This window comes from Mesorhizobium newzealandense, from assembly GCF_042682145.1.
Taxonomy (GTDB): Bacteria; Pseudomonadota; Alphaproteobacteria; order Rhizobiales; family Rhizobiaceae; genus Mesorhizobium; species Mesorhizobium newzealandense.
The window spans coordinates 389,096-408,825 of sequence record NZ_JBHUGZ010000012.1; the positions used below are offsets into that span (position 1 = coordinate 389,096).

The 19,730-nt window shown below is 58.9% G+C and carries 14 protein-coding genes and 6 pseudogenes; 3 read left to right on the forward strand and 17 right to left on the reverse strand.

Annotated features, from left to right (window positions below; all coding sequences use genetic code 11):
* Positions 1-111: 111 nt before the first annotated feature.
* The 6 genes and pseudogenes from ACFSOZ_RS18380 to ACFSOZ_RS18405 all read right to left on the reverse strand — a co-directional run.
* Positions 112-1,263, reverse strand: coding sequence for a CaiB/BaiF CoA transferase family protein (locus tag ACFSOZ_RS18380; RefSeq protein WP_379100318.1), 1,152 nt, complete (start codon positions 1,261-1,263; stop codon positions 112-114).
* A gap of 15 nt (positions 1,264-1,278) precedes the next feature.
* On the reverse strand, positions 1,279-2,532 hold the full coding sequence (locus ACFSOZ_RS18385; RefSeq protein WP_379100319.1) for a methylaspartate ammonia-lyase: 1,254 nt from the start codon (positions 2,530-2,532) through the stop codon (positions 1,279-1,281).
* Positions 2,533-2,615: 83 nt separating this feature from the next.
* Positions 2,616-3,611 (reverse strand): succinylglutamate desuccinylase/aspartoacylase family protein, encoded by a 996-nt coding sequence (locus tag ACFSOZ_RS18390; RefSeq protein ID WP_379100320.1) that lies wholly within the window; start codon positions 3,609-3,611, stop codon positions 2,616-2,618.
* 341 nt (positions 3,612-3,952) lie between these two features.
* A pseudogene (locus ACFSOZ_RS18395) lies at positions 3,953-4,408 on the reverse strand (transposase); the annotation flags it as partial.
* Positions 4,409-4,642: 234 nt separating this feature from the next.
* On the reverse strand, positions 4,643-4,930 hold the full coding sequence (locus ACFSOZ_RS18400; protein WP_379100493.1) for a group II intron maturase-specific domain-containing protein: 288 nt from the start codon (positions 4,928-4,930) through the stop codon (positions 4,643-4,645).
* Positions 4,922-5,407 (reverse strand): annotated as a pseudogene (locus tag ACFSOZ_RS18405) (helix-turn-helix domain-containing protein); the annotation flags it as partial. The pseudogene ACFSOZ_RS18405 and the gene ACFSOZ_RS18400, both read right to left, overlap by 9 nt.
* A gap of 432 nt (positions 5,408-5,839) precedes the next feature.
* Between ACFSOZ_RS18405 and ACFSOZ_RS18410 the strand changes: the two are divergent.
* Together ACFSOZ_RS18410 and ACFSOZ_RS18415 are read left to right on the forward strand one after the other, a co-directional pair.
* A complete protein-coding gene (locus ACFSOZ_RS18410; RefSeq protein WP_379100321.1) occupies positions 5,840-6,058 on the forward strand; it encodes a CocE/NonD family hydrolase in 219 nt (72 codons plus the stop codon).
* A 51-nt stretch (positions 6,059-6,109) separates the two neighbouring features.
* Positions 6,110-6,607, forward strand: a pseudogene (locus tag ACFSOZ_RS18415) (CocE/NonD family hydrolase); the annotation flags it as partial.
* A gap of 161 nt (positions 6,608-6,768) precedes the next feature.
* On the opposite strand, the pseudogene ACFSOZ_RS18420 reads toward ACFSOZ_RS18415, so the two are convergent.
* Together ACFSOZ_RS18420 and ACFSOZ_RS18425 are read right to left on the reverse strand one after the other, a co-directional pair.
* Positions 6,769-7,131 (reverse strand): annotated as a pseudogene (locus ACFSOZ_RS18420) (transposase); the annotation flags it as partial.
* Between the two features lie 157 nt (positions 7,132-7,288).
* Positions 7,289-8,368: an IS5 family transposase gene (locus ACFSOZ_RS18425; RefSeq protein WP_095085660.1), complete on the reverse strand. Its 1,080-nt coding sequence runs from the start codon at positions 8,366-8,368 to the stop codon at positions 7,289-7,291.
* Between the two features lie 50 nt (positions 8,369-8,418).
* On the opposite strand from ACFSOZ_RS18425, the pseudogene ACFSOZ_RS18430 reads away from it, so the two are divergent.
* Positions 8,419-8,882, forward strand: a pseudogene (locus ACFSOZ_RS18430) (transposase).
* Between the two features lie 175 nt (positions 8,883-9,057).
* On the opposite strand, the pseudogene ACFSOZ_RS18435 reads toward ACFSOZ_RS18430, so the two are convergent.
* The 9 genes and pseudogenes from ACFSOZ_RS18435 to ACFSOZ_RS18475 all read right to left on the reverse strand — a co-directional run.
* A pseudogene (locus tag ACFSOZ_RS18435) lies at positions 9,058-9,338 on the reverse strand (phosphatidylcholine synthase); the annotation flags it as partial.
* Between the two features lie 252 nt (positions 9,339-9,590).
* On the reverse strand, positions 9,591-10,712 hold the full coding sequence (locus ACFSOZ_RS18440; RefSeq protein WP_379100322.1) for a serine hydrolase domain-containing protein: 1,122 nt from the start codon (positions 10,710-10,712) through the stop codon (positions 9,591-9,593).
* A 494-nt stretch (positions 10,713-11,206) separates the two neighbouring features.
* The gene (locus tag ACFSOZ_RS18445) at positions 11,207-12,454 is read right to left on the reverse strand and encodes a hydantoinase/carbamoylase family amidase (RefSeq protein WP_379100323.1); all 1,248 of its coding nucleotides are present in this window, start codon (positions 12,452-12,454) and stop codon (positions 11,207-11,209) included.
* A 237-nt stretch (positions 12,455-12,691) separates the two neighbouring features.
* Positions 12,692-14,101 carry a M20/M25/M40 family metallo-hydrolase gene (locus ACFSOZ_RS18450; protein ID WP_379100324.1) on the reverse strand — a complete coding sequence of 470 codons (1,410 nt, stop codon included), beginning with the start codon at positions 14,099-14,101 and terminating at the stop codon, positions 12,692-12,694.
* Between the two features lie 218 nt (positions 14,102-14,319).
* Positions 14,320-15,747 (reverse strand): CapA family protein, encoded by a 1,428-nt coding sequence (locus tag ACFSOZ_RS18455; protein WP_379100325.1) that lies wholly within the window; start codon positions 15,745-15,747, stop codon positions 14,320-14,322.
* Between the two features lie 119 nt (positions 15,748-15,866).
* Complete coding sequence (locus ACFSOZ_RS18460) at positions 15,867-16,898, reverse strand: ABC transporter ATP-binding protein (protein WP_379100326.1); 1,032 nt, start codon at positions 16,896-16,898, stop codon at positions 15,867-15,869.
* Positions 16,895-17,902 carry an ABC transporter ATP-binding protein gene (locus tag ACFSOZ_RS18465; RefSeq protein ID WP_379100327.1) on the reverse strand — a complete coding sequence of 336 codons (1,008 nt, stop codon included), beginning with the start codon at positions 17,900-17,902 and terminating at the stop codon, positions 16,895-16,897. The genes ACFSOZ_RS18460 and ACFSOZ_RS18465 overlap by 4 nt, the downstream gene beginning before the upstream one ends.
* 1 nt (position 17,903) lies before the next feature.
* Entirely contained in the window at positions 17,904-18,785 is an 882-nt protein-coding gene (locus tag ACFSOZ_RS18470) for an ABC transporter permease (protein WP_379100328.1), read from the reverse strand.
* Between the two features lie 2 nt (positions 18,786-18,787).
* Positions 18,788-19,729: an ABC transporter permease gene (locus tag ACFSOZ_RS18475; RefSeq protein WP_379100329.1), complete on the reverse strand. Its 942-nt coding sequence runs from the start codon at positions 19,727-19,729 to the stop codon at positions 18,788-18,790.
* Position 19,730: the final 1 nt, after the last annotated feature.

The following is a 19,730-nucleotide window of genomic DNA, read 5'->3' on the forward strand; positions in this document are numbered from 1 at the left end:
TTAGCGTGGTGGTGGTGGCGGCGAGCTCGCTGGTCGGCCGATGCGCTGAGATGATCCGAGGTACACAGGCTCTTTGTAACGCGAGCGCACGCACCTTATTGAGACGCGCGCTCACGCTGACGCGGCTCTTTCGCGCAAAAGCCACAGAACCTCCTTGCGGACAGCCTCGGTGTGAGCGCCAAGAGCCGGAACTGGTCGCAACGAGGGGCGCTCAGAGTTGAAAATCGCAGCCGGCGCTATCGTCTCGACAGTTCCTTCGGGTGTGCCAACCTGCACCCTGCGAATGTGTGGATGCCTCGAAACATCCGCCACCTCGTTCAGTCGGCCATATGCCAGACCGGCTGCCTCGAGCTCGTGCATTGCTTCGTGGCAGGACAGTTCGGAAAAGCGCTGTTCAATGATCTCATCAAGTTGCGCACGATGACCGAGGCGCTCCATGTTATCGGTAAAACCCGGTGCGCGTGTGAGCTCGGGTCGCTTGAGAAATTTCTCGCAGAAATTTACCCATTCGCGGTCATTCTGAACCGAAAAGATGACGTCTTTGCCATCAGCGCAACGATATGCACCATATGGCGCCAGCGATGGATGTTTCACGCCCGCGCGTACCGTGTGATAGTCGCTGTAGTCTTGTTGTAGAACCGGAACATTCATCCAGTCGGCGACGGCATCGAAGAGTGACACCTGAATACTTGTCCCTTCGCCGGTGACCTCGCGGTGATAGAGCGCCTGAAGAATGGCGCTATGCGCCGTCATGCCGGCTGAGATATCGCAGACCGACACCCCTATACGCGCCGGCCCTTGTTGGGTCCCGGTAATCGCGCATAGTCCTGTTTCGGCCTGGACGATGAGATCGTAGGCCTTCAAGTGGGAATACGGTCCTGTCTCCCCGAAACCAGAGATGTCGCAGGTGATCAGTCGCGGATATCGTTGACGGAGATCAGCCGAACCGAAACCCAGTTTTTCGATGCTGCCCGGCTTCAGATTCTGAATAAAGACGTCAGCACTGGCAATGAGCGTGTCCAAGACGGCGCGGTCCGCTTCCGACCTCAGGTCCAGACAGACTGACTCCTTACCCCGGTTGAGCCAGACGAAGTAAGCGCTCTGCCCCCGCACCAGCTTGTCGTAGTTGCGGGCAAAGTCGCCTTCGGGCCTTTCGACTTTGATTACGCGGGCACCGGCATCCGCAAGGCGCGACGATGCGTAAGGCGCGGCCACGGCCTGCTCCACCGCGACGACAGTGACCCCTTCAAGAGAGTTCTGCATGCGACACCGTGCTTTTCATCCAATGTTTTCTTTTTCAGTCCGAGAACGATTCAGCATCGCCAGCAAACGGTTTTGTTCGTTCCCAACAATGGAGAATGCCTCGTCGACACCCATGCCGGGCTTTGCAAGCATCATGTCGGCCTGGGTCGCCACCGATACGTGGACAGAAGCCTGGGCGGAGAGATTTGTCTCGGTGCAGCTTCCCCCCACATACGCCCCTACCTTATTCGCCTTGCAGATTAGAACTGCGCGCGCCGTATCGGCGAGCGAGCCGACGTCCGGTGTCTTGATTTGGACCAGATGCGCGGCCTTCGCTTCCGCAAAGTGCCGGATATCCTCAAGCGTATTGCATCTCTCATCCACGACAATGCGCGCGCTGGAATCCCGGTTGTCCAAAATCGACACGATCTTGGCATAGTTCTCAATTTGAGCTTGCGTCGAACCAAAATCCGCCGGGGCCTCGATGTTGAGCCTGAAACCCGGAACGGTGTCGGCGACCCTGCAAATGAAGTCCGCGATGCTTCGCGGCTCGAGGCCGATTTCCTGGCCGATCCAGCCATACACATCGAAATGCAGCACCGGATGATACCCCGGGCGGCCGATTTGGCGCGTACGAGTTGCAACCCACTTCACGAACTTCACGAAGGTCTGGCCGTCGACACCGAATTTCTGCCGTGAGTTGATCAGGCCGTGGGGAAGCACATCCACAGCCTTCAGAATCATCTTGTCGACATTGATTTCGCGAGCATCGCCGCTCTGGCAGTAAATCGGAACCCTACTCGTTGGCAGCGGTAGATCAAATTCGCTGCATACGATCTCCGCCATCGTCGTGTGTTGAAGATGGGCCACTGCGCGAAGGAGCGCCTGACTGACGCCATACTCGATCGAGAGAGGTAACCGCTTACCTTCGAAGGGCTCGAAAATTTTCGCGCACGCATCAAGGTAGTAAGACGGATCGACATTGAGAAGCCGCGGCACCACGACCCGCGATGTCAAATCCGAGATTTGAGCAGTTTCAAACAAAGGATCGCGTCCGCCCGCACCAGAATATTGAACGCCCATCATGTCGCCCCAAACAACGGTGTCGTCGGCGAGGACAAGCCCGACACTAAGCGACGATGCCGGAACGCGAAGCGACGTGAACCCAGGTGTTATCGGTTCACCGACATATGTGAAGCCGTCCTGGGTTGCGCCGGACCGAATGGCAGCTTGATCGTCATAAAAGAATGCGCCGTTGCCAGGCGCGAGGAGGACTTCTTTGATCTGCAATTCAGTAACTCGATTCGTTCTGAGGGGAGTAAATTCGTTCTGCTATTGTTAAATGCAAGGCGCTGGCTGGTCGGCGCCGGTTCTTAGTTTTTCAGTGGTCGCGCAACGAGCGCTACTCCTTGGTTGGCGTGGACATGCGCCCCCGATCGTATGGCGACAACGATGGATGTTCCATTCGCGCGGATATCAATGGACTCAGCGGACAGCGAATCCATCGGATGCAGGATGCCCATGAGATCTCCCTGCTTCACTTCATCCAGTACGGAGCAGCGAGGTTCGAAAATACCGGTTGCGGGCGATTTCAACTCGTCGTACGGATGCGTCTCGAGTGTTTGGCTGGACTTCCGTTGACGGAACGTTGGATACTCGGCTTTACCCTCGACCAGCCCGAGCGCGATGAACGCGTTGCGTACTCCAGCCTCATAAATCGCGAGATTGTCCGCGCCGACCGTGCCGCCGCCGAATTCAGTGCAAACAAATACCTTGCCCTGGTTTTGGGCCACGATATCGAACATTCCGGCCGTGTCGTTGTAATCCCAGACCAAAGTCAGGGGCAATTTGAACGCCTGCGCCATTCTCACCGTCCTGGCCATGAGATCAGGATCGGCAATGGGGTGCGTCGTGGCCGCCGGTGGAAAATCCCACTTTGGTCCGAAGCTGTGCAGATCGAACACGGTGTCGGCCACTGGCAACAATACGCGCGAAACCGCATCCGCGATTCGTTCGGTCACTGACCCGCCGGCCCGGCCTGGAAACACGCGATTGAGATTCAATCCATCGAGCGGAGTATTGCGGCTCCATGCCTCCACAGCCAATGGATTGAGCACCGGTAGGACGATGATCCTTCCACAGGTTTGGGCTACTGGCAGCCACTCGACAAGCCGTCGTGCGACAAGTGGCCCTTCCAGTTCATTGCCATGATTTCCGCCGGTGACAAGAAGGCGCGGCCCCTCACCTTTGTTGAGACTGAAGACCGGGAGCGAAAGCTCTCCTCGGTCGGCACCTCCCGGGACAACAAGATGCCCCCTGCTCACGCCGGGCGCATCGAGATCGACCGTAAGGTGTGGTATTTCGTTCATTCTTCAACCTATTGCGAATATTCAGGTGAACGGGCGCGTCACGCGTTTGCATTCTCCTGCTCTGGAAGTATGCGCCACGCGTCGTTCAATCCGCCAATATAATGTCCCGGACTGTGCCATCGCGTTTTTAGATGGCCGCCGTCTGGCTTGGTAGAACTCCCGCTCTCGATGTTCAAAAGGAAAGACGGAAACCGTGACGAATAGCTGGCTTTCCCGTCCCACACCCCAGGACCGCAACGATGCTTGTTAGGCACGTTGATCTGAGTTGGCGATGAGCAGATCTAAGGTGGTTCCGCCTGGTGATACAGTTTGGCGGCCTGGCTAAGGTGGATCCGGGTTTTCTAGGCCGCCAATTGCTCCGTCGTTTCTGCGATAGCATTGACCACGTCGGGTGTCCTGCCGCCGAAGGTCGAGTGCGGGCGCCGCCGATTGTAATAGTCAATCCAGAAACCGATACCGCCGCGTGCCTCGCTACCCGTCTCCAAGGCTTCGTTTTTATGGCTGCGCCACAACCGCTCGATGAAGACGTTGTCCATCCAGCGGCCGCGCCCATCCATTAGATGCCGATGCCTGCGTCCTTGAGCGTCATCGTGAAGGCGAAGCTGGTGAACTGCGAGCCCTGATCGGTGTTGAAGATGTCGGGCCTGCCGTGGCGGGCAATCGCCTCTTCGAGCGCGGCGACGCAGAAGTCGGCATTCATCGTGTTCCACAGCCGCCAGGCCAGCACCTTGCGGCTGAACCAGTCAATGATGGCGACGAGAATAGAGAAAGCCGCGCCGCATCGGGAGTGGAGTAAGAAGCGCAGCAGCGCTTCTCCTCCCCAAACCGTACGTGCACCTTTCAGCGCATACGGATCTCTATCAATCGTGGCCTATGGCCATGGCAACATCATGATAGTTTGAGGTGATGGTGCTGCGAGATTCGCTCCGGAAGATGTACGGATTGATCTCCGGGTCTCGCCATCGGAACTGCGCCTTGGGAGTCGATACCATTCGGCCCAGCGCCTTGCCGACATGGTTTCCGCGTTCACTTCATCCGTAGACGAGCCAGGTTTTTGCGTTGCCCGCGTCCGGCGCTCGATACCAGCTCCGCATCAAGGGCATGATGCGTGACCGATATTTTCGCGCCAGCCAGTGCACCAGTTTCCAGACCACGACATGGTCGATATGCCAGAAGGTGCGTGCTGTGAAGTCGGTGAACTTGTAGAAGGCCGCCCATCCTGCCAGTTGGCGGTTCAGGCGGTCCACCATGTCGACCTTGCCAACATCATGATTGCCGGAAAGGGTCTCGGTCAGTTTGCGAACAAACGCCGCTGCCAATTTTTTTGAACGCTTCGATGATATGGGCGTCCTGCGTGCGCTCATATGCGAGAAGCCGAGCTTGTGCTGCAGCTTCCCGACATAGCGGGTATCGTAATCGATGCCGAAACGCTCCTTGATGACGCGCTTGAGGTCGATGCGCCGCCAGCGCACGACGCCGTCGACGGCGCGATCCGGCCCCTTCTCCACGATTGCCGCCAGTTCAGCATTCTGTTCAGGCGACAGCCGGCACGGCGGGCCCGACGACCAGTGGTCGACAAGGCCATCGGGGCCGGCCGCGTTGAACCGGTGCACCCAGTCCCGCAGCGTCTGGCGGTCCATGCCGCCAATCCGCCCCGCATCTGACCGGCTCATCCCGTCCAGTACCGCAGCGATCGACAAGAGCCGGCTGCTCTGCCGCACATCCTTCGACCCACGCGCCAGGCGACGCAGTTCCGTCGCCGAATAGTCCGTTCGTAACCTCACCGCTGATCCCATGGCCGAATCTCCTTCGGCAACACGGGGTCACGCTTCGGAGATGCTCCAAAACCACAAAAGAGTCAGCACCCGAGACCGTTGGTATTACTCGTTAGTAATTTGGATAACAATTGATTGCTGATAACTATACTATAACCACGGGCAGGTGTATCGGCCGGGGTGGCCGTTTGAAGGCAGAGTCACTGCTAGAGTTACGATCAGAAACTGGGTTGTGAAGGCAGACCGAAATCGCTCCGTGCAGTTCAAGAGATGGAATGGCGGGCGATCCCTTAGGGTAGGTGCCAACCATCTGGAAACGCGATCGGACCGCCTCGGATACTATATTGGCGAGCTCAACGCCAAGTGGCGCATAGTTGGGCAGGCGGATCAAGATGCATCCGCCTCATCAATGCTATCCGATGAGTGCAGGTCGGCCAGGATCGTTGGCGCGCGATGTGGAGGAAGTTGGAAAATGCCCGACCGACATTGATTGATTGGCTCACGCATCAGCGCAGCGATGAGTTCTGGAAGCATGGCTCGGTCTGCGAGGACTACGGTGCAATTGATTGCGCGGTTTTAGCGGTCGGTGGATGGGCAGATGGCTTTTCGAATGCCGTGCTCCGGCTTCTCTCAAATCTGAAAGCGCCACTGCATTTCCCCCCTGAATCATAGTTAGTCGCTCCACTCGGGGCCGCCGAAAATCCGGAGAGAGCCGTGGAAGACATGCGCGTCGTCACCGATTTCCCGCGCGAGGTGCGCGAAATCGAGGATCTCTGGATCCCGTTGCCAGACGACGTGAAGCTGGCCGCCCGGATCTGGCTTCCGGAGGATGCCGAGACCGATCCGGTGCCGGCGATTCTGGAATACCTGCCCTATCGCAAGCGCGACGGAACGGTGGAACGCGATGCGCTGACGCATCCCTATTTCGCCGGTCACGGCTATGCCGCCGTGCGTGTCGACATGCGGGGCTCCGGCGACAGCGAGGGGCTGTGCAAGGGCGAATATCTGAAGCAGGAGCAGGACGACTGTTTGGCCGTCATTGAATGGCTGGCGAAGCAGCCCTGGTGCTCGGGAAGCGTCGGCATGATCGGCATCAGCTGGGGCGGCTTCAACGGGCTGCAGGTTGCCGCCCGCCGCCCGCCGGCGCTGAAAGCCGTCATCTCGCTGTGCTCGACCGACGATCGCTACAACGACGATGTGCATTATCTAGCCCGCTTGATGCACGGCGATCGGCTTTCGGCGGCCTGCATGGCGATCTGGCCGCCCTTGGGGTGCATTTTGACAAGCCTCGTCGGGCGCCGGCGATGATCCGTCGTGGTGGAAGGCGGGGGTTTGCGGGTTGAGGTCGGCGGGTTTGTTTCGGTACGTCTGCGCCCCATCGTTTATGTCGCGAGTTGCGGGATGCGGCTGAGGACGATGCGCAGAATACGCTGGTCGGGGCAGGAGGTCGGCAGGTGCAGGCGGATCTGGGTTTTCATCTCGACCACGCGGGCGGCGATCTTGATGAGGCGCAATCGCAGCGTGTCGAATTGGGCGACGGCAAAGCTCGAGCGTTTCGGCATCGCGGCGCGCAGGCCCCACATCAGCCAGTAGGCGCCGGCATGCAGGAACAGCCGGAACTGGTTGGCCGTCGCTCTTGTGCAGGAGGTGCGGTCGGCGGCGAGATGCGTCTTCCACGACTTGATGTGGTTCTCGGCAGCGCCGCGCCGGCAGTAGACATCCTCGTAGAGCGCCTTGGCCTTGCCACTTGGGCACCTCGAACTACGGCATTTCCGAGACCTGTGGGGCGGCAAAGCGGTTCGGCCCGGGCTGATGGCGGGAAGTGGCTTCGGTTTTGGTCGTTGAGGTTGATGCTGGGTGCCGAGTTTGGTGTCGCGGCGGCGTTTTCCGCCGCTTTTGGCGTCATGCAGGCGCAGTTCGCCCCTGGTGCCAGACGTAGCGCATCAGATTGTAGGCGAGGTTCGTCATGCCGATCTTGGTCCTGGCGCGGGCGATGCCGATCGTGCGGATGAAGAGTTTCATCTGCGCCTTCTGACGGGCGAAGACGTGCTCGACGAAGGCTCGGGTCTTTGAGCGCCGGCCGTTGGCCCGCGACGTCGCTTCGCTCATAGGCCGGCCCTTCGGCTTCTTGTGGTGGATTTCGGAGACATATCCGTTCCGGTCGAGCCACTCCTCGTTCTTCTTCGAGCGATAGGCGGTGTCGGCCCAGACCGTAGACCCGGTATTGGCGCGGTTGAGCACGTTGCGAAGCTGCGCGCCGTCATAGGCGGATGCGCTCGTGACGTTCCAGCCGCGGATGAAGCCGTGCCGGCGGTCGATGGCGGCATGGTTCTTGTAGCCGAAAGCGGGAATGGCGATGTCGCGCTGCTGCGCCTTTCCCTCCTCGGCGACCTTGGCCTTGGAGAACTTCACCGTCCAGCGGGCATCGCGATCCTTCTGGCGCAGCTTGGCCGGCTTCTCCTTCCATGCGTCCGGCACCTTGCCCGCCTTGATGTCGGCCTTCTCGGCGTCGGTGTTGCGCTGCTTCGGCGCCGCCACGATGGTGGCGTCGACGATCTGCCCGCCCATCGCCAGATAGCCGGCCTTGGCGAGGTGCTTGTCGAAGCGGGCAAACAGGTTCTCCACCGCGCAGGCCTGCGTCAGATGCTCGCGAAACAGCCAAATCGTCTTGGCGTCTGGCACTCTGTCGCCGAGCCCCAGTCCGAGGAAGCGCATGAAGGACAGCCGGTCCTGGATCTGGAACTCGGCCTGGTCGTCGGACAGCCCGTAGAGCGCCTGCAGCACCATGATCTTGAACATCATCACCGGGTCGTAGGCAGGACGACCGCCCCTGGCGCCGTCCGAGCGCTTCAGCACCTTGGCCAAAGGCTTGCGGAAAACCTCCCACGGCACAACGGCGTTCAACTTCTCCAGGGGATCGCCGGCTTCGCTTAGCCGAGCATAGCGCTCATCGATATCCCAGAACCCGGCCTGTCCCCGCATCCAATCCCTCCTTCCAAATCGCAACGGCAGTGAATCACAAACCGGTCAAAATGGGGAGGTTTTTCGAGACCTCCAGTTGGAGCCGCGTAGAGCGCATCATCGCCCGCGTCGAGGTCGGCGCCCAAGGTGCCGATACCCGCTTCATCGTCACCAACCTTGCAAGTGGCAAGGCCAAGGCGCTCTACGAGGATGTCTACTGCCGGCGCGGCGCTGCCGAGAACCACATCAAGTCGTGGCCGCCGACCGCACATCCTGCACAAGAGCGACGGTCAACCAGTTCCGGCTGTTCCTGCATGCCGGCGCCTACTGGCTGATGTGGGGCCTGCGCGCCGCGATGCCGAAACGCTCGAGCTTTGCCGTCGCCCAATTCGACACGCTGCGATTGCGCCTCATCAAGATCGCCGCCCGCGTGGTCGAGATGAAAACCCAGATCCGCCTGCACCTGCCGACATCCTGCCCCGACCAGCGTATTCTGCGCATCGTCCTCAGCCGCATCCCGCAACTCGCGACATAAACGATGGGGCGCAGACGTCCCGAAACAAACCCGCCGACCTCAACCCGCAAACCCCCGCCTTCCGTCACGACGGATCATCGCCGGCGCCCGACGAGGCTTGTCAAAATGCACTCCGAGGGCGGCCAGATCGCCATGCAGGCCGCCGAAAGCCGATCGCCGTGCATCAAGCGGGCTAGAGGCCAAAGGCTGGGATCGGCACGTAAGCGACATAATCGATGATGTTGTCGAGCAGTTCGTCCGACCAGGTCGGCAGGAGTTCCTTGACTTCGAGGTTGCGCGTTATCGTACTGTCGATGCCGTCGAGGAACAGAAAGGAACAGCGCCAACCCGAGCCGCTGTCCAGCGCTCTTCTCTTGCCGCAACCAACGACAAGAACGCCATGAAAGAGCCCGACGCGATGATAAGATGCACCGAAAAGGCCCAGACCTGCGGCCATGTGACTTTTTTAGGCTTCACGGTTCCCGCCAATCGCGTTTGCAGCGAGAGCCGAATGGATAAACATAGCCACCAAGCATGGGCGGACAATCTGTTGTGGCAAGGTCGCACGAATTCGTCCCTCATCGTGCAATCCTGTTTACCACCAAAAGCTTCCCCTACCATTCAGGCAGCTAATAGCAGCACTGCTTTCCAGACAAGCCGACATCCGGTCGAAAACGGCGGCTGCGGCTTCAACCACAACTCCACATGAGAGTACTTCTTGAACGAAGATTAAAGTGTTGCAGCGTTGAAGAAAAGGCTTTCGGTTATTATCTCTTTGCTGTCACCAATGTCGTCTCCATTAAAATAGATTATCACGCCAGTTTCGTCCATTTCACGGAAGCCCATATAGGTCTTGACACCGGGATCGCTGCCAGCGTGTCCCCAAATAACATCACCATTTTCAAGGATAAGTCTGTTCCAGCACAGAGGGCGACCATCATGGACGTCAGAGAGCATCAAGTTGATGGTTGACTGTTTCAGCAACTGATTTCCGCCCCTGTATGCATAAGTGGCGAGAAAGAGCGAAAGTTCCTCGACGCTCGTACGCGCAAGTCCCTCCATATAGGTGGGGTAACTGTAGAGGCAATGCGGCATACGGGCCCCCGGCGTAAGCTCGTCAATTGTCAAACCCGGAGCTGCCAACAATTGCCGGCCGCTTTCCAACTTTTCTTTGGTAATCTTGCCATAGAGAACCGCATGCCGGTCTAGGTTGACATCACCCAGATACCAGCCTGTGCTATTCATGCCCAAGGGAGTGAAGATGTGGTGAGCGCAATAGTCGTTAAAGCGAGCGCCAGTCACGCACTCGACTAGGCGACCCAGCAAGCCATAAGCAACATTGCAATACCCGCCAGGCTGATCTCGCTCGAGTATGCCGGGCGCCCACCCATGAAAATTGTCGTCGGCGTCAAAATAGGCCCCTCCTGACGTTAGATACGCCTCGAGCCAGTCGCCAAGAGCAGCCGTCGGATCGCCGCAGGCGTAGCTCTCCCAGTAAGACTTCCCATCCCGGATTGACGAACGATGATTCAAGAGCCGCCGTGTTGTGATGGCCACCGATGGATGTTTCGGATTCACGACCTGATATGTAAGGTATCTACTAACGTCCGCATCGAGGTCAATTAGCCCTCGCTCCCAAAGCTGCATGACTGCTGTTGCCGTGATGGTTTTCGAGATGGAGCCGATATTCATGATGGTTTTCGGCGTCATCGGAACTTTGCGGGTCACATCTGCCCATCCATAACCCTTTGCCCAAACGAGCCTGCCATTTTGCACGATCCCAACTGCTGAGCCTGGGATCGAAAAATCCTTGAGCTTGCCCTCGATGACCGCGTCAATCGATGATCGCATAGATGTTTACTCCTTCACGAGAATCGTCAAATCCTACAAGGGTGCCCCTGGAAATCGACGTGCCGAATTTGCCGCTGAGGATGCGACCGCCCAATGCAGCACGTCATCCGAGAACCGCCACGAAGCAAAGTCGGCGACGAAAGATACCGCCCTACCGCCGCAGCGAACGAAGTCGCCTGGATGAAAAGCCATCGGTTACGAAGCAAGCTCATTCCTGCTGTTCGGCTCGTTAAGTTTTCAGTTTTCTCAATTGCCGCGGTTTACGTCAAATTCAGTCTATGTATCGAGGTCATCTGGTTTTCATATCGACCTTGGAGTGCCGGTGAGGCCGCAATTCCGTCGCAGTATCGCCGGGCGAGATGTGAGCGGCGAATGTGCTCTCAGAGCCATCATGTAGTCACTCGCGTGGATTATTGGAGCCAGGTCGCATGAGCGGGGCTCGCTCGCCGAGTCACGAAATTCAGCCTGCTTTAAAGGCGTTGCGCAGGACCCGTTTAGCCGGAGAGTCCAGGTGGTTCCTCGTCACGCAGTATCGTCTCGGCGGAATCGGCCAGCACCTGACAGCCGAGTACCAGGTCGGCATCGTCTGTATTCTCGGTCCAATGGTGGCTGATACCACCAATACTTGGAATGAAAAGCATAGCGGACCTTAGTTTACGCGCCACGACTTGGGCGTCGTGACCAGCCCCACTTGGCATCCTTACATAGGCGTCGTGAGCATGGCGCGCGGCCGCGTTCTCTATCGCGTTCTGGAAGGCCGGATCCATATGGCACGGTTTACCGGTCTCGGTCTGCTCGATCTCGGCACTGCACCCGGTTGTGATCGCGGTCTCTTCAACCAGCTCCCTTAACACAGCATCGAGTTGCTGAAGCACCGACATCTCTGAATCCCGGAACTGGAACAGCATCTCTGCCTTCCCCGGAATTATGCTGGGAGCACCCGGCTCCAGGCTAATGCGGCCTGTGGTCCACACGGAGCGCGGGCCGGCCACTTGAGGAAAGCGCCTTGCAATGGCCATGGCCAGCATTGCTGCTGCGACGCCGGCATCCTTGCGGATCGCCATCCGCGTCGTGCCAGCGTGGTTCTGGATGCCATGGAAGACGATTGAGTACTGCCAGATCCCGACGATGCTCGTAACAACGCCGATCCGCTTGCTCGAGGCTTCCAAAGCGTCGCCTTGTTCGATGTGTGCTTCGAGATAACCGACGTAGCGTTCCGGTTCCAGCAGAGATCGAGGAACACCGGCCAGGCCGGCTCCGCGGAGCGCCTCCCTGAGCGTCAGCCCGTGATCGACATTCACCGCGCGATCGATCTCCGCCTCGTCGATGTCACCAATGAACGAACGGCTTCCGAGCATTGAGACGTAGTGACCTTCTTCATCCGCCCACGCCACGGGGGCGATGGGAAGGCCTGCGCAGTCCGGCGTTTCCGCGAACGTCCGGGCAATCTCAAGGCCGTAGATCACACCAAGCGCGCCGTCGAGCCATCCGGCATAATTCTGGGACTCTGCGTGCGACCCGATCAACAGCGATCGCCGGTCCGACCGAGGCGTGCCGAACACGTTGCCGACCCCGTCAATATGAGCCTGAAGCCCTACGGCTTCGTACTGCTGCGCGAGCCAGCGGCGGCTGTCCATATCCTCTCGCGAATAGGTCGGACGATGGACACCGGTCTTGTACGCGCCGAACTGCGCGAAACGTCTTAGATTGGATAGCAACCGTTCGGCGTTAATCTTTGGCATCTGCTGCCCTGTCTTTAATGGTGGCACGGACGCAGCCGAGTGCAGCGGTCCGCAATGATGCGTGTCGACCTTCTACTGAATAGATGGCCGCATAATGGATGCGCCCCCGAAGAGCCGGACAAGTTTCATGAACAGCGGTGTATCTAATTTGCGAGCTATCAACCATTTCCCGATCTAGCACTCAGCCGGAGTCTCTTTAATAAAGTGAACGAAGTCTGGCATCTGCGCACGATACGATTAGGTAAGCACGGGTTTCATCCCACCGACCTCGCGCGCAGGAAGCTGTAAGAGGCCAAGCTCATACAATAATGCAGCGCCCGTACGAATACCGCTGTGGAAGCAACTGAGTGTCAGATTTTCATTCGGCGCATGGTTTGCCTCGTCGTGATTCGCGTAAGGAGTGTCGAAGGCAGGAATACCGAGAATCTTAGTGAATACATAGTTGGGGAGCGTGCCGAAGCCGGCGGGGACCAGCAAAGGCTCCTCCCCTTGAGCAGCGACGAAGGCACGGCGAAGAGGCGCGGTGAATGGAGAGGCAATAGGCGTTTTCGAAGGATACATGCTTCCTTGCGCTATGAATTCCACTTCGGGCCCGTGTTTCTCCACATGGGCGGCGACCTTGCGAAGGATGTCCGCAGGGTCCTGTGCTTCAACCAGCCGTATGTCGCATTTTACGAAGGCTTCGTTGGGCAGCACACTCTTGCTACCAGACCCGCCATAGCCGCCATGGAAGCCATTGATCGTCAGCGTCGGGCGGAAACACAGGCGCTCGTAGAAGGGGCGTTCGGCGGGCGCGTCAAGCCGCGCAAGATCGAGACTGCGCTTCACTGCCTCGACATCGAGAGGTAAACGCTCGACCGCGACCAATTCCTCCTTGGACGGGGGCTCGATATCATCGTGGAAGCCGTCAATGGTGATTGCACCGTCCGTATTCTTCATGGTGCCGAGCAGGTGCACCAACGTCCAGATCGGATTGGGTACTACGCCGCCGAAATTACCAGAATGCAAGTCACTATTAGCGTGGCGACAACGCAACTCGAAGGATACCTCGCCACGTGAACCGAACTTGATCACAGGCGCACCGCTTGCATGACGTGGGCCATCGGCGGTAACGGCAAGGTCAGCTTTAAGCGTTTCATTGTTGGCACGCACGAAATCGGCGATGTGCGGGCTGCCGATCTCCTCTTCGCCTTCCAGCAGCAAGATGACGTTGCAGGGCAGCGCGCCATGCACCTTGAGGTGGGACTCAATTGCCAGGATCTGCGCGAAATGCTGGCCCTTATTGTCGCCGGCGCCGCGTGCGTACAGGCGTCCATCACGAATAGTCGGTTCGAAGGGCGGCGAGAGCCATCTGTCAATCGGGTCAGCCGGCTGAACGTCGTAATGGCCGTAGAGCAGAACGGTCGCCTTGCCCGGCGCCTTCTCCCAGCGCGCGACCACCATTGGGTGCCCTTCAGTCGGCACCAGGCTGGTCTCGAGCCCGATGTCTGTCAGCATCTCGATCAGCAGCGCGCCGACTTCGGCGATACCGACATTCTCGGCACTGATGCTTGGATGCCGCACGTAATCGATCAGACGGTCGAGGAACGGGGAGCGGTTCGCCTCGATATGCTCGAAAACGGCGTTCAACGGATCAGAAGAGGTCATAGCCTTGCCTGTAAGAGAGAGGAGAAGACGATGTACGGGCTGTTCGCAGCTGGCAGGCCGCTCTTGCAAGCATGCTAACGATCATTCAGATGACATGCGCTCATTCGCCCAGTTCAACTTCCTGCAGTGGTGGCCGCTCGGTCTGCTACGAGCAAGGCGCGCGGCTCTCGGCCACGCTTCGCGCCTTCTTCACGCCGCGAATCACGCATCCGAGCCCGTCATTGCGGTGAGCTGGGCCGCAGTCTGATGACTCCAACGTCGTTCTCGATGGCGATCTCCGTCCCAAATGGACTCGAGAGATTCTGCAGGCGCTCCAGAATGGATTTCGCTTGCGACGGAGGGGCGAGCCGCGGGACCCCCCGGTTGGCGAACCTCTTCAAGTATCCGAGTTCAATGGGATATAGACGCAATTCAGCAAGCTGGTTCTGCTCAAAGTGGCTGACGGTGATTACGCTCTCGTAGAAGACCGGGTCGTCAAATCCTTTTGCCTCTTCCGCGACGGTGACCTCGGCATCCGTATCGATCCGTGGGTCCTTTCCGTAAGCGGCGAACATGTCAGCCCCTACAGGCGTCCGGTGGTCATCATAGAAGAAGTTGGCCAGGCTATAAAAGATGGGCCGGCCCCTATAGATCTCGATGCCGCGCAACTTGTGCGGTCCGTGTCCGACGTATGCGTCCGCTCCCGCATCAATCATTCGATGCGCAAACGATTGTTCGTAATCGGGCGTTTCCTCGCTCCAATTCCCGGGCTGGTGACAGTGATTCGTGACGATGCAGAAGTCGGAGAACTGCTTGCCGCGACGGACGTTCCGAAGGATGTCGGCGACGTCGCGCGGGTCGGCTTCGTAGCTGTAACCAGCCTTGCCGCCTGCTATGAACGTCATTCCAGCGACCACGACCCGGGTTGGATCCTTTGGATCCTCGGGCCTCTCCGCCGTGGCCCCAGAGACTGCGGGCGGAGCCGATCGACCGTCCGGGCGGGAGTCGGGCAGCGCATCGCGTATCTGCCTCAAGCTCTCAAGCTTCTCGGGCGGGACCACGATGCTTTTCGCCAAACGCAGGGCGTTAAGTCCGGGTCTGCCGGGGGCCTCACCAGCGGGATCGCCCGCTCGAGACATCGGCGTGAACGATGTAGCAAGCGATACCAACGCCACGCGACCGCGCGCCGTTTCCAAGAAGCGAGCCGCGCCGGCTTGTGCGAGATTTTCGCCCACCCCTGCATGGATGATCCCGCTCTGATCGAGCACTTGGCTCGTCTGGCGCATGCCTTCAAGCCCCCAGTCAAGCGTATGGTTGTTTGCGCGACTCATTAGATTGAATCCCATCGCCTTCAAATCAGTTCCGACCTCAGGAAGGCTGACGTGAAACGCACCGCCATACTCAGCCTCCGGACTCCCGTCGAACGATCGGATATCGAAAATGTTCATTTCCATGTTGCCAAACGTAACATCGGCGCCTTGGAGGACCTTGACGATGTCTCCGAAGCCGGGATGCTGACCCTTGGTTAGCGGCCGCGACACGATGAGGTCACCAACCGCTACCATTGTGAAGCCATCCGCGACGTTTGTTGCAATCGACCCCACCGTGTCATAGCCGCTACCCTGCTGGGCCGAATGAGAGCTGTTGTCGTGTGAAGGCTTTTCCATAGGTTTCTCCATAGGCTGATCTTTGATTTCAAATCTTCGACTCGCCGTGCCCACGCGATTTTCGGCGTTCTGTATCAGCGGTACGAAGGAGACATTCGATCGGGTGAATGCGTCTGTGGCTATACCACGCCACTGAGTGAAAAATTGGCCGCCCCGACCGGCGATACAGGAATATTTGCGCCCGGAGCGCGCACGTGGCAAGCCACAACGCGCCCGTCTGGCATCGGCGCCAAAGGCGGCACTTCGATGCGGCAACGCTCCACCGCGAGCGGGCAGCGCGGATGAAACGCGCATCCGCTCGGTGGATTGATTGGGCTTGGCACCTCGCCCTGAACGGGCGCCTCTAGCCGAACTCGCGTCGGATCCGGCACAGGCGCGGCAGCAATCAGCGCCTCGGTGTAAGGATGGACCGGCTTGGCGAAGAGCGCCTCGCAGGGAGCAAGCTCCACGATCCGCCCTAAATACATGACCGCAACGCGATGGCCGATATGCTCCACGACGCCAAGATCATGCGAGATGAAGACGAAGGCGATACCCATCTGCTGCTGGAGGTCCAGAAGTAGATTCAAGATTTGGGCCTGCACAGAGACGTCAAGGGCTGAAACCGCTTCGTCGGCGATGATGAGCGATGGTTGGAGGGCCAGCGCCCGTGCTATGCCGAGCCGCTGCCGCTGGCCGCCCGACAACTCGGACGGAAGCCTGTGCATCATCTCCGGCGACATCCCGACCTTTCGTAGCAGGTCCGCGGCGAGCGCCTCGCGCTGCTTGCGACTGAGCCGCTCGAAATTCTCGACGGGTTCGGTGATGATCTGTCCGGCCGTGAGGCGCGGATTAAGCGACGAGTAAGGATCCTGAAAAACCATCTGCATGCGACGCCGCCAGTCCCGCAGCGCGTGTTTCTTGAGACCCGCGATATCGGTCCCGTCGATCAGCACACGCCCACCCGTCGGCTCCACGAGCCGCATCAGGAGCCGCGCCACGGTGGACTTGCCGCAGCCGGATTCACCGACGATGCAAAGCGTCTCGCCCGCCTCAACAGTGAAGGATACATCCTCCACTGCCCGGATCACCGGTATGCCTTTCTTGAACAATCCCGAGCCAAGCGGGTAGTGCTTGGTTAGATTCGCGACTTTCAGCAGAGGACTGTTCATGCGCCCATCACCTCTTCGGCACGCCAGCAAGCTGCGGTGTGGCTCGACCCGACATCACGCAGGACGGGTGTCTTCTCGCGGCAAATGTCGATTGCGAACGGACAGCGAGGCGCAAAGCTGCACCCGACAATAGGCTCCCGCCGGCTTGGCACAATGCCAGGGATTTCCGGAAGGCGTCGCTGACGGCCGCGCCGCCGATCCGGCACCGACCGCATGAGGCCCTGGGTGTACGGATGCGCAGGGCGCGCAAACAGCTCAGTTACGCTCGCTTGCTCCACGATCCGGCCGGCATACATGACAATTACGCGCTGGCATGTCTCGGCGACAACGCCAAGATCGTGCGTGATGAACATCACGGCCGTTCCCGTGCGCTCTTTCAGATCGACAATAAGCCGCAGGATCTGCGCCTGGATGGTGACGTCGAGGGCCGTCGTCGGCTCGTCGGCAATCAACAGTTCCGGTGAGCAGGCAAGAGCCATGGCGATCATGGCGCGCTGGCGCATACCGCCGGACATTTCGTGGGGATAGTTGTTGACGCGCCGTTCCGGGTCCGCGATGCGGACGAGCCGCAGCATCTCTTCTGCTTTCTTCATGGCCGCGGAGCGGGACGCTTTGGTGTGGATCTGCACCGCCTCGGCGATCTGACGGCCGACCGTGTAGACCGGGTTCAGGCTCGTCATCGGCTCTTGGAAGATCATGGCGATTCGGTCGCCGCGGATCTTTCGCATTTCCCGATCGGACAGATCAAGGAGGTCGCGTCCTTGAAAGCGGATTTCACCGCCGACAGTCTTCGCGCTCAGCTTCGGCAGCAGGCGAAGAATGGAGAGGGCAGTGACGCTCTTCCCGCATCCAGATTCGCCGACGACCCCGACCGTCTCGCCTTTTTTCACCTGGAAGCTGATGCCGTCCAAGGCGCGGGTGACGCTTTCTTCGCCGTAAAAGTGCGTCTCAAGATCTCGAACCTCGAGAAGCACGTCATCGCCTGCCAATTCTCGCGTTAGCATGTCAGCGCCTCCGCTTGGCGCGGGGGTCGAACAGGTCGCGAAGGCCATCGCCGAGCAGGTTGACGGCCAGCACCGTGACGGCAAGACAGATGCCGGGGGCGAAGATCGTCATTGGAGCGATGGCGAGATACAGGCGTGAACTTGCGATCATGTTGCCCCAGCTCGGAATTTCGGGCGGCACGCCCACTCCCAGGAAGCTCAGTGCGGCTTCTGTCAGAATCGCATCCGCGCAGACTATTGCGCTCTGCACCATAAGCGCCGGAATGGTGCTCGGGATGACATGCCGCCAGAGCACTTTCGGCAGGCGAGCACCGCCGCAGAGCGCAGCCTCCACATAGGGGCGCTCCCGAACACTCAAAACCGCCGAACGAACCAACCGTGTGACGCTTGGTATCTGGGTAATAGTAATGGCGACGATGAGGATACCGATCCCTGGCCCTGTCAGAGAAATGAGGGCGATAGCCAGCAGAAATGTTGGGATAGACATTAATCCGTCCATGACCCGCATCACGATATTGTCGAAGCTGCGGATATAGCCAGCAATGGTTCCAATCAGAAGCCCGCCCAGAGCCGCACCGGCAGCAGACGTCAATCCCACCAGGAGTGAGATTTGAGCGCCGAATACCGTCCGTGCAAATACGTCCCGGCCCAGATTGTCGCTTCCGAACCACATCTCGCCGGAAGGCGGCTGCAGGCGCTTGAACGGATCCATGTTTAATGGATCCCCGACATAAAGCGAGGCAGCGAGTGCCAGGATGATTAAAAGGGTTAACATGCCGCCGCCTACAAGGACGAGCGGATGCCGCCTTGCCAGACGGGGAAGGTCAGATATTCGCGGACGTCCCCGAGGGACGTATTCAATTGGTGCGGAAAGGACCGTCATAATCAGTACCGAATGCGGGGGTCGACGAGAGTATAAGAAAGGTCGACCGCCAGATTGATTAGCACGTACAGGCCCGAAACGAGGATTAGCACGCCTTGGATAACGGGATAATCGCGGTTGTGAATTGCATCGACCACCAAACGACCGGCACCAGGTATGTTGAACACCGTTTCCGTGATGACGACGCCACCGATTAGACCTGCGAAACTTAAGCCGATCACCGTTAGGATTGGGATACCTGCATTCTTCAGGGCGTGGTGGAAAAGCATAGCATAGGACGAAGCGCCCTTGGCTGCGGCCGTGCGCATGTAGTCTTCCGACAAGATTTCGAGCATGCTCGCCCGCGTGATCCGGGCGATAAAAGCGATATAACCAAGACTTAAAGTCACGGTAGGCAGGATCACGTGCACAAGCCATGGCCCGAAGCCGTGGTCGATCGGCTGGTATCCTTGAACCGGTAGCCAATGTGTTGTGGTAGCGAACAAGTATATGAGAAAGAAGCCCACGACAAATACCGGGACTGAAAAACCAAGCGTCGCAAATGCCGTCAGGATACGATCAACAAGACCACCAGTTCGCCACGCGGCGAGGACGCCGAAGGAGACCCCGACCGTCACCGAAAGGATCATCGTCAGGGTCGACAGGGAAATCGTCGGTTCCAGCCGCTGAGAGATCAACTGAAGAACGGGTTGCCCTGTGAAAATTGAAGTCCCGAAATCGCCCCTGAGTATGTTAAACGCCCAGTGGACGAACTGAACTGGCAGCGGATCGTTGAGTCCTAGCTGTTCGCGGATGCCGGCGATCATCGCTGGTGTCCCCTTATTGCCGGCGATGATGGCCGCCGGATCACCAGGCGCCAACCTGAGAAGCAGGAAGACGAAGATCCCCACCATCGCCATGACGGCGACGGTCGAAACGATCCTCCGCAGGATGTAAATGGCCATT